This is a genomic window from Pseudomonas sp. DrBHI1, assembly GCF_002205115.1.
Lineage (GTDB): Bacteria > Pseudomonadota > Gammaproteobacteria > Pseudomonadales > Pseudomonadaceae > Aquipseudomonas > Aquipseudomonas mosselii.
Genome location: NZ_NIBE01000052.1, coordinates 44,877 through 53,565, shown reverse-complemented (window position 1 = coordinate 53,565; position 8,689 = coordinate 44,877). Strand labels below are relative to the sequence as shown.

The 8,689-nt window shown below is 67.8% G+C and carries 8 protein-coding genes; 1 reads left to right on the top strand and 7 read right to left on the bottom strand.

The genetic code is table 11. The features are described from left to right. Window positions 1-724: DUF3482 domain-containing protein (locus CC207_RS27495; RefSeq protein ID WP_256582058.1), on the top strand; the 724-nt coding region annotated here is incomplete at its 5' end. Between the two features lie 9 nt (window positions 725-733). Here CC207_RS27495 and CC207_RS09565 read toward each other — a convergent pair. The 7 genes from CC207_RS09565 to CC207_RS09535 form a co-directional block, all read right to left on the bottom strand. Next, entirely contained in the window at window positions 734-1,150 is a 417-nt protein-coding gene (locus CC207_RS09565) for a hypothetical protein (protein ID WP_051555623.1), read from the bottom strand. Beyond that, entirely contained in the window at window positions 1,150-2,052 is a 903-nt protein-coding gene (locus tag CC207_RS09560) for an NAD synthetase (RefSeq protein WP_051555624.1), read from the bottom strand. Before CC207_RS09560 ends, CC207_RS09565 begins: the two co-directional genes overlap by 1 nt. Window positions 2,053-2,126: 74 nt before the next feature. After that, entirely contained in the window at window positions 2,127-3,053 is a 927-nt protein-coding gene (tagQ, locus tag CC207_RS09555; RefSeq protein WP_028689159.1) for a type VI secretion system-associated lipoprotein TagQ, read from the bottom strand. Between the two features lie 78 nt (window positions 3,054-3,131). Next, on the bottom strand, window positions 3,132-4,898 hold the full coding sequence (locus CC207_RS09550) for an SUMF1/EgtB/PvdO family nonheme iron enzyme (RefSeq protein WP_028689160.1): 1,767 nt from the start codon (window positions 4,896-4,898) through the stop codon (window positions 3,132-3,134). Then, window positions 4,891-6,093: an FtsX-like permease family protein gene (locus CC207_RS09545; protein ID WP_028689161.1), complete on the bottom strand. Its 1,203-nt coding sequence runs from the start codon at window positions 6,091-6,093 to the stop codon at window positions 4,891-4,893. The genes CC207_RS09550 and CC207_RS09545 overlap by 8 nt, the downstream gene beginning before the upstream one ends. Continuing rightward, window positions 6,093-6,797, bottom strand: coding sequence for an ABC transporter ATP-binding protein (locus CC207_RS09540; protein WP_028689162.1), 705 nt, complete (start codon window positions 6,795-6,797; stop codon window positions 6,093-6,095). Before CC207_RS09540 ends, CC207_RS09545 begins: the two co-directional genes overlap by 1 nt. Further along, window positions 6,797-8,689, bottom strand: a 1,893-nt coding sequence (locus tag CC207_RS09535; protein WP_143496105.1) for a vWA domain-containing protein, incomplete at its 5' end; no start/stop codon positions are given. The genes CC207_RS09540 and CC207_RS09535, both read right to left, overlap by 1 nt.

Here is an 8,689-nt window from a genome sequence, read left to right as displayed (position 1 = left end):
GCAGGCCCAGCGCCAGGCCCGCCAGCACAGCGGCAAACGCCTGATCGCCGAGCTGCTGCTCGATTGCGCCGCCTGCCGACGCAGCGTCGAGGCAGAGCCTGCCGCCGAGGCACGGGCCATCGAAGCCCTGCGCCAGGATGTACGCCAGCGCGAGCAACGCTGTGTCGAGTCGCTGCTCAAGCTCTATGCGTTCCGCCGCGAGGACGCCAATGCCGGTGACATGCCACTGCTCGACGGCCGCTGGGGCGACGACCTGTTCAACCCGGAAACCCTGAAGCTACTCGGTGTGCGCCTGGGCAGCGGCGTGGCGGCCGGTGCCGCGGCGGGCGCGGGCGTGGACCTGCTGGTGGGCGGCCTGACCCTGGGCGCCGCCGCGCTCGCGGGCGCCATCGCCGGCGGCGCCTTGCAGACCGCGCGCAACTACGGTTCGCGCCTGATGGGCAAGCTCAAGGGCCAGCGCGAATTGACGGTGGATGACGCCGTGCTGCGCCTGCTGGCGTTGCGTCAGCAGCAGTTGGTCACGGCCCTGGAAGGGCGAGGGCACGCGGCGCAGGACAGCATTCGCCTGGCCCCTGCCGACGACAAGGGCTGGCGCGAGGGCAAGCTGCCCGAGGCACTGCGCAGGGCACGGGCGCATCCGCAGTGGTCCACGCTCAATAGCGGGGCGCGGGTCAGCCAGGCCGAGCGGCAGGAGCAGGTGGAAGCCCTGGTGGCAGAGCTGTAGCGCCGTTCGCTAACGCCGCACCTTGCGCAGTTCCACCAACCGCCGGCGCATTTCCCGATGCCGCTGGCTGTTGAAAACCAGCAGCGCGAGCAATGGCAGCGCCAGCAAGATTGCCAGCAACACAGCATTCACACCGCTACCGAGCAAGCTCAACGCCATCAGCAAGGCCACTGTGGGTACAGGGAGCACCACCCATGCTGCCCATGTGAAGCCGCGGACCATCGCGAAATGCCCGGAACATAGCAGCAAGACCAGTACAGCGCTGGACATCATGGTGAACAAGGGGTTGTCCGGGTGATTACGCCAGTGACTGTCGATCCACAGCGTTGCTGACAACGCCGCCGACAGGAGGCAAATGAAAAACCCCAGCAAGAACGTCGGGAAGTAACGGCGCATGAAAGTCTGGAATTGCGCAGGCTTCATCATCACTCGATCTCTTCGTATAGCCCTACGGCGATGCTCTGCACCGTTGCACTCCCGGCCAACCCGAAGGTGGCACCGAGCGAGTCGCGCATCAGGGTCTGCGTGGCGTGGCTGATCTCGGTCGGGGTGTAGCGCTTGGTCATGGTCCCTGCCGCCTGCTGCAACTTGATCTGCTTGGCCGTCAGACTCGGGTGCTTGATCGACAGCAGCTCGTCGGTCAGCGCCTTGCGCTGCTGGCGGCTGAGGCTCTTGGACAACTCCAGCCAGCTCCGCCCCGTGGCGGCCTTGTGTACTTGCAGGTACTTCAACGTACTCAGGCCCGACGCGCCGACCCCCAGCAACGAGACGCCATCGAGCACCATCGAGGCGGCCTGGTACCACTGGTTCTCATCGAGGGCATCGTTGGCCGCTGGGTTGGTCACTTCACGAACCGTGCGCATTACACCAATGCCGCACTGGATGCTGCTGGCGGTGGCGGCGGCGCCACCGATATAGGTCAGTACCAGGCTGGTACCGCCGGAAAAAGGTGCGGCAATGGTGCCACTGAACACCACGAACCAGCCGATCACAGCGCCCGCGCAGGAAAGGGTCGTGTTGACCGCCTCCTTGACCACCCGCGACTCGCGCGGATTGTGCTGCAGCTGCTGGGTGTACTGGTCAGGTGTCTGGTACTTCTTGATCTCGCGCAGGATCACGCGCTTGGGGCGGATGCTGCAGATCGGCTGAAACTCACGCAGGGTGACAATGTTGTATTCGGCGTCGATGTACACCACACCGGCACCGACGATACGCGGGTCGGCGTCGATGGCGGCGAACATCTGCGGCAGGTTGATCCGCGCCTGGATGCGCTGGCGTGCCAGGAACTGGGAGTTGTTGGCCAGGGAGTTGACCAGAAGATCTGTCACGGGGTGGTTTCCTTACACAGATAGCAGCACACCCGTGGGAACAGGTTCACCCGATCCCACAGGCGCTCAAGGCATCACACGTTCGGGCACGGCACCGGCGCCCAGTCACCCATGTCCGGGTTGCGGCACATGGCGTTGACCTGGTCGGTACCGGCCTTGGCCACCTGCTGGGCCTCGGCTTTCTTGCCGTTGGCGTTCTGCAGGGTCTTCTCGGTGGCCACCGCTTCCTGTGGCACCTTGGTGTTGGTCTTGGCCGGCTGGACCTTCTTCACGTCCTTCTTCTTGCCGGTGGTCGCCACTTTCGGCGGCTCGGCCACGGCGACCACGTCGGTGCGCGCGACGCCGACCTGCTTGAGGTCCTGCTCGTAGGCCTGGGTGTAGTTGTTCAGGTTCTCACCCAGGCGGCCGTTGACGGTGGTCAGCAGGTTGTTCGACTCCTGCAGGCCGGCAACGATCTCGGCCAGGCGCTTGCGACCTTCGGTGTCGTTGATGCGGCCGGCCTTGCGGTTCTGGATCAGGCTGGCGAACTCGCGCTGGTAGCAGGACTGCGACGACTTGGCGTAGGCGGTGGTGCGGTCCAGGTCGGCGGCGCTCTTGTCGATATCGGTGGCGTACGAGGCGATACGCTGCTTGTCGTCGCTGATCTGCTTCTGACGCTCGGTGTAGTAGCCGGCCGCGCCGCCGACCAGGGCGCCACCGGCGGCACCGATGGCGGCATTGCGGCCACGGTTTTCCTTGTCGACCAGGGCGCCGGTCAGGGCGCCGCCGACCGCGCCGAGCAGCGCGCCGGTGGCGACCGAGCGGGTCATGTCACCGTCGGTGGAGCGCAGGTGCTGCACCGGCTCGTAGCAGTTGGGGTAGTACTCGACCTTGGTCGTGGCGCCGACCTTGGACACGGGCGAGCTGGCGCAACCGCTCAACAGCACGGTGCTGAAACCGGCTGCCAGCAGCAGCGCGGTACGGGCCTGGGATGCAGTGATCAGGGGTTTGCGGGTGAACATGGTCTGGTTTCTCTTCTTGGGTTTCTCGGTATCCGGAGGCTTCGTGCCACCCGGGAGTCCTTTCTGTCGAAGCTGTCCTTAGGGTCGCGGGGCGGCCGATGCCAGCAGCTCCTTGAGGATCGTCGCCGGATCGGCCCGCCGGTTCTGGCGGTACTCCCCGACGTGGCGGACGAACAGGGTGGCGCGGGTCACCAGGCTGTTGCCCAGGACCGGCTTGCGATTGAGCTCTTCCTTGACCCGCTGGAACTGCGCCTGGATCACCGCGTCGGTGTAGCGCGTGCCACTGGCCAGGTTGTCGATGTAGATCGCCACGGCGCCGTCGAGGGCGGCGCGGCCATTGGCGATGGCGGCGCCGTACATGCGCGCGCTGGTCTGGTCGCCCGAGGCCTCGGCCTTGGCCTGGGTGGCCTGCAGGTTGGTCAGGCGGATGTTGTAGTTGTTGACAGTCTCGGCCACCAGGGCGGCGGACTGGATCAGGTTGCCGGCGGCCTCTTCACGCTGGCGGGCGATCAACGAGACGTTGCGCTTGAGCTCTTCGTTGACCAGGCCGAGCTCGGCTTGCTGGCGCGGGTCGGTGGCGGCGGCGATGATGCTGTCCAGGCGCTTGGTCGGGTCCTGGGCGGCGTCGATGTCGTCGGTCAGGCCGGCCAGCCGGCCTTCCTTCTGCCACTGCTCGAACAGTTCCTGGTAGCGTGAGCGCGGGGCCGACAGGGCACCGATGGCTACGCGAAAACCGGTGGTCTCGTTGCGCTGCTCGGTGCCGTCGGCGCCGAACAGCGGATACTCGCGGCGCATGCCGGTGAAGAGGGTGCCCTCGCCCTCGAGGTAGTTGCCGCCCTTGACCACGAAGCCACCATAGGCGCCCTGCAGGCGCCCGGCGTTGACCAGCTGGAACGACTCCTGGACCATCTCGGCGGCGTTGCCGATCACGTCGAACAAGCCCAGCGGGTTGGGCTGCTTGGTACCGATCGGCATCAGCCGCGCCGCCTGCCCGGTGCCGCCGGCGACCTGGTTGAACACCGCGAAGTCGGCCAGCGGTCCTTCACTGTCGGCGCCTTCGACCTTGCGCGGGAACAACCGTCCTTCCAGTTCCTGGCGGCTGACCGCCGAACCACCACGGGCGGCGAACTCCCACTCGACTTCGGTGGGCAGGCGCACGAAACCGGTGCCACCGTCCTCGGCCTTGCTGCCACGGCCACTGACCGGCAGCAGGTCGCGATGGTGCTTCATCAGCCAAGCACTGTAGACGGCGGCGAAACGTTCGGCCTCGAAGCGCGACAGCTTGACCTTGGGCAGGCGCCCCGCCGCGTCGTTGTTCGCCTCGCAGGCCGGCGCCGCGTCGCCGCCGGCCAGCGACGGCGCCTGGGCCATCACCTGGGCGTACTGGCGGGCGGTCACTTCGTACTTGCCGATGAAGTACATCATCGGCGTGAGCGGGCTGCCTTTCTCGACCTTTGGCAGGCTCGGGCCGACCGCCTTCTGCCACTGCGGCGCCAAGTCCTGCAGGCTGAACTGGCCGTTGATGAAGTCGCGTCGGTAACCGGAGATGAACGACTGTTTGTAGCCGGCCTCGCCTTCGCTGAACGGGTAGCCGAGGTTGACCTCGCGGTCGTCGAGGCTGCCCTGGGCCAGCACATAGACGCTGCGCAGCACCAGTTCGCCGCCACAGGGCAGCGGCAGGCTGACATCGCCCGGCAACGGCTTGGGGTTGTCGAACTTGCTGTCGGCCGCGGCCTGCGACTGCACGGCCGGCTTGGCCTTGTCGTCGCCATCGGCCGGGGAGCAGGCACCCAGGCTCAGCGCGGTGAGGATCAGGGCGGCAGCCCCGAGACGGCGATCAGACATCACGTATTCCTTGGCAAGCCTCGATGCGCGCTACCCGCCAGCCGCCCAGGGCGGCGGCGGCAGTGCTGGCCAGCAGCACGGCACACAACGCAACGAGGTAGTGCATGGGCAGCAGGTGGCTGGCGAACTCGCCGGGCACTTGCATGAAAAGCCGGTTCAGGCCGTGTTCGGCCAGCAGGTACAACAGTCCCGCCACGGCGGCGGCCAGAAGGCCGCTGTAGAGCGCCTGGAGCACCACGAACAACAGCAGCGCGGCGGTGCCGAAGCCCAGCAGGCGCAGCACCGCCAGCTCGCGCTGCTTGCGCTCCACCGCCGCCACCGCGCCCGCGGCGATGGCCGCCACGGCGCCGGCCACGGCCAGGCTGGCGATGATCCAGAACACCAGGTCGAGGTTGCGGCTGAGCGATTGCACCTGGGCGATCTGTGCGGCCTGGGTCGAGACCAGCAGCTTGCGCTCGGCGAAGAACTGGCGCAGTGGCTCGACATCGGCCAGCTCGCGGGCATACAGGCGAAACGCCGGGTATACCCGCTGCGCCAGGGGGCCTTGCGCCTCGCCTTGCCACTCCAGTGCCGGCACCGCGCGGCCATCGCGGTAGTCCTCGACGGCTTCGAGCAACTGCAACGACGCGAAAAGACCATCGCGCTCGAACGCGGCCAGGGGCAACACGCTGATGACCTGAAGGCGCGTCTGCCGCCATTGCATCTGCCCGGCCTGCTGGCGGCTGAAGCTGGCCTGCAGCTCGTCCCCGGCCCTGGCACCGAGCTTTTCCGCGGCGGTAAAGCTCAGCACCACCTGTTGCACCCCCGATGGGGCAGCGACCTGGGCCAGCAAGGGATCGCCCTCGGCGGTAGGCAGCATTTCAACCGTCAGGCCACGCCCGTGGGCGGGCAACAGCAGTTCGGCGGTGGCGGCGATCTGGCGGGTGCGCGGGATGGCGAAGGCCACTCCCGGACGCTGTGCCAGTTCGTCGAGGAACTCGGCGCGAAAGCGCCCGCCGCCCAAGGGAATGATCTCGCGCACGCCCGGGTCGCGCTGCAGGCGCTCGGTGAGGCTGCCGACCAGGCCGAACTTCAGGCCGAACAGCACCAGCAACGGCGCGATGACCGCCACCAGCGCCAACACGCCACACGCCGACAGCCGCGCATCGTTGCGGTAGTCCTGCCAGGCCAGCCCGGCGATCAGCAGCGGGCGCATCAGGCGGCCCGCTCCAGCGTTGCCGTGACGCCGCCGTCGGCCTCGCGCCGGCAAGCCATGCGCAGCACCGTCAGCCCGGCCTGGCGGGCCAGGGCCTCGTCGTGAGTGGCGACCACGCAGGTCACCTGGCGCGCCTCGGCCTCGCGCAGCAACAGTTGCATCACCCGCTCGGCGTTGACCGGGTCCAGCGCGGCGGTCGGTTCATCGGCCAGCAGCAGCGTCGGGGCATGGGCCAGGGCGCGGGCGCAGCTGACCCGCTGACGCTGGCCGAGGGACAGGGCGGCAGGTTTCTTGCCCAGCTGGTCGTGCACATCCAGCGCTTCGGCCAGACGCTCGACGCTGCCGTCATCCCCAAGCCCCAGCAACTGGCGTGGCAGGCGGATGTTGCCGCGCACATCGAGAAAACCCAGCAGCCCCCCCGCCTGCAGCACGTAGCCAAGGTGACGGCTGCGCCAGCTGGCCAGGCGGTCGAGCTGACGGCCGCGCCACAGCCCGGCGACATCCTCGCCACCGAGGACGAAGCCCTGCGCCGCATCCGGCGCCAGCACCAGCGCCAGCAGGTCGAGCAAGGTGCTCTTGCCGCAGCCGCTGGGGCCGACCAGCGCCACCCGCTCGCCGACGGCCAGGTGCAGCCGGTCGACTTGAAGGCTGTAGCGCTGGGCATCTTGTCCGCGCGTCTTGCGCACCCCGTCCAGGCGGATCATCACGGCAGCGTCGACAGCGGGACACGGTACAGGGCGTCACCCGGCTCGGCGTTGCCGAAGCGCACCCAGTTGGCCATGTCGTTGTGGAAGGTCTCGTAAAGGCGGATCTTCGAGTCCAGCTCGTCGATGAAGTCCTCCTGCTCGGCCACCGACAGCGACAGCCACAAGTCCTGGGTCATGCTCAGGGATTTGCTGCGGTACGGCAGGCCATCGAGGTACTCGCCGAGCACCCCGCCCTGGGCCAGGTTGGCGCCCTTGCGCAGGGCGCCAGGGTCGCGGCTCATATAGGCGCTGGCGCTGGCGATCTCGTTGAAGAAGTCGCCCGGCGAGCTGCGGGTCTTGCGCGCGGCATCGACGATCAGCTTGAGCGACTGCTGCAAGTCGTTGAGTTGCAGCTTGGTGAGCATCACGCACACCTGCAGGGTGGGCAGCGTCGGGTTGGTCAGGTCGCGGTCGGCGGTCCAGGCACTGACCAGCTGCGGCGCCTGGCTCGCGCCATGGCGGCCGAGGAAGTCCATGTGCATGGCATAGCCGATGGCCTGGGACTTGGCGGCCAGCCCCGAGGCCGAGGTCAGCAGCGGCACCGGCTGTGGTTGCTGGTTGCGCACTTGGTGCACCAGCTCGGCGAAGGTCGAGCCGATCTCGCGCACGCGCTCGCCGAACACGCCGACCTCGCCCCCCGGCACGCCGACGTAGAGGTCGCCAATCTGCGGGTTGCTGTCGGCGGTGAGCACGCGGTACTGGCTTTCGGCCGCACCGTGGTTCTTTACCCCGGCCGGGGTGCGCAGGTGCAGGGCGTAGATCTTGATCTGCTTGCTCAGCGCGGCCTGGCGCACCTCGGCCTCGTTCATCTGGGTGCTGCTGAACGGGTCGCTCTTGCGCAGTGCGCCGGCATCGCTGACCAGCAGGATGAGGCGCCCGCCGTAGCCGGACCAGTCCATGCCCTCGACAGCCTGCATCACCCCGGCGAAGGCATCTTCGTTGAACGAATGGCTGGAAACGCTGGTGGCCTTGACCTGCGAGGCGGCCTTGAGGAAACGCGCCGGATCCCGGCCCTCTTCCAGGCTGACCAGCGTCTTGCTCAGGTACTCGAGGCCCGGGGTGCGCTTGATGTTGTTGCGGAAACCCACCAGGCCGAAGCTGACGCTGTCCAGCTCGCCCCGGGCCGCCAGTTGCTGCTGCAGCTCGCTGACCACCTGGCGTACGCGGTCGATATAGGGCTGCATGGACACCGAGGTGTCCACCACCAGGACGATGCCGGTACGGAAGCTGTTGTCACCGACCGCCGCCACGCCGGCCGCCTTGGGCGCGCTGTCGCGGGCACTGGCGCCGGGGTCGATGGAGGCGATGTTGAGCAACTGCACCGGCTGGCCGCCGGCGTCGAAGCTTTCGCGGTAGTCGAAGATCGGCATCAGGTAGAACTGGTTCTGCGGCACGGCGCTGGCCGCCGGCTCCAGGGCCATCACCTGCGGCACCTGGTCGGGGTGGTTCTGCGCCTTGAGCAGGCTGTCGCGGGCCTGGGCGGTGTCGTCGAGCAGGTGCTGCACATCGTCCACCTGACGCATGAACATCACCGGCGAACGGCCCGAGCGCTCGGTGAACTTGAGCACCAGGCTCTGTTTCCAGTCGCTGGTCTGCGCGGCCGGCAGCCAGCCATCGCGCTGGCCGTCGCTGGCGGCGCCGACCTGGACCCAGGCCTGGCCGCCGACATCCTTGCGCTGGTAGACGTAGAGCACGGAGAAGGCCGGCAGTTTCTCGCCCGAGGCATCGCCGGGCTGGGCCACCAGCTGGGCATCGGGCTTGGTCAGCACACGCTGGAACAGGGTCTTCTTACCGGGCATCAGCAATGGGCGGCCATCGTCCGAGGCGGCGACAGGCGTGATCTTGGGTTC

What these genes read in the sequence shown, in the direction of transcription:
- tagQ (WP_028689159.1), bottom strand. Translation starts at nt 3,053, where the DNA reads ATGTTCACCCGCAAACCCCTGATCACTGCATCCCAGGCCCGTACCGCG.
- CC207_RS09540 (WP_028689162.1), bottom strand. Translation starts at nt 6,797, where the DNA reads ATGATCCGCCTGGACGGGGTGCGCAAGACGCGCGGACAAGATGCCCAG.
- CC207_RS09545 (WP_028689161.1), bottom strand. Translation starts at nt 6,093, where the DNA reads ATGCGCCCGCTGCTGATCGCCGGGCTGGCCTGGCAGGACTACCGCAAC.
- CC207_RS09565 (WP_051555623.1), bottom strand. Translation starts at nt 1,150, where the DNA reads ATGATGAAGCCTGCGCAATTCCAGACTTTCATGCGCCGTTACTTCCCG.
- CC207_RS09550 (WP_028689160.1), bottom strand. Translation starts at nt 4,898, where the DNA reads ATGTCTGATCGCCGTCTCGGGGCTGCCGCCCTGATCCTCACCGCGCTG.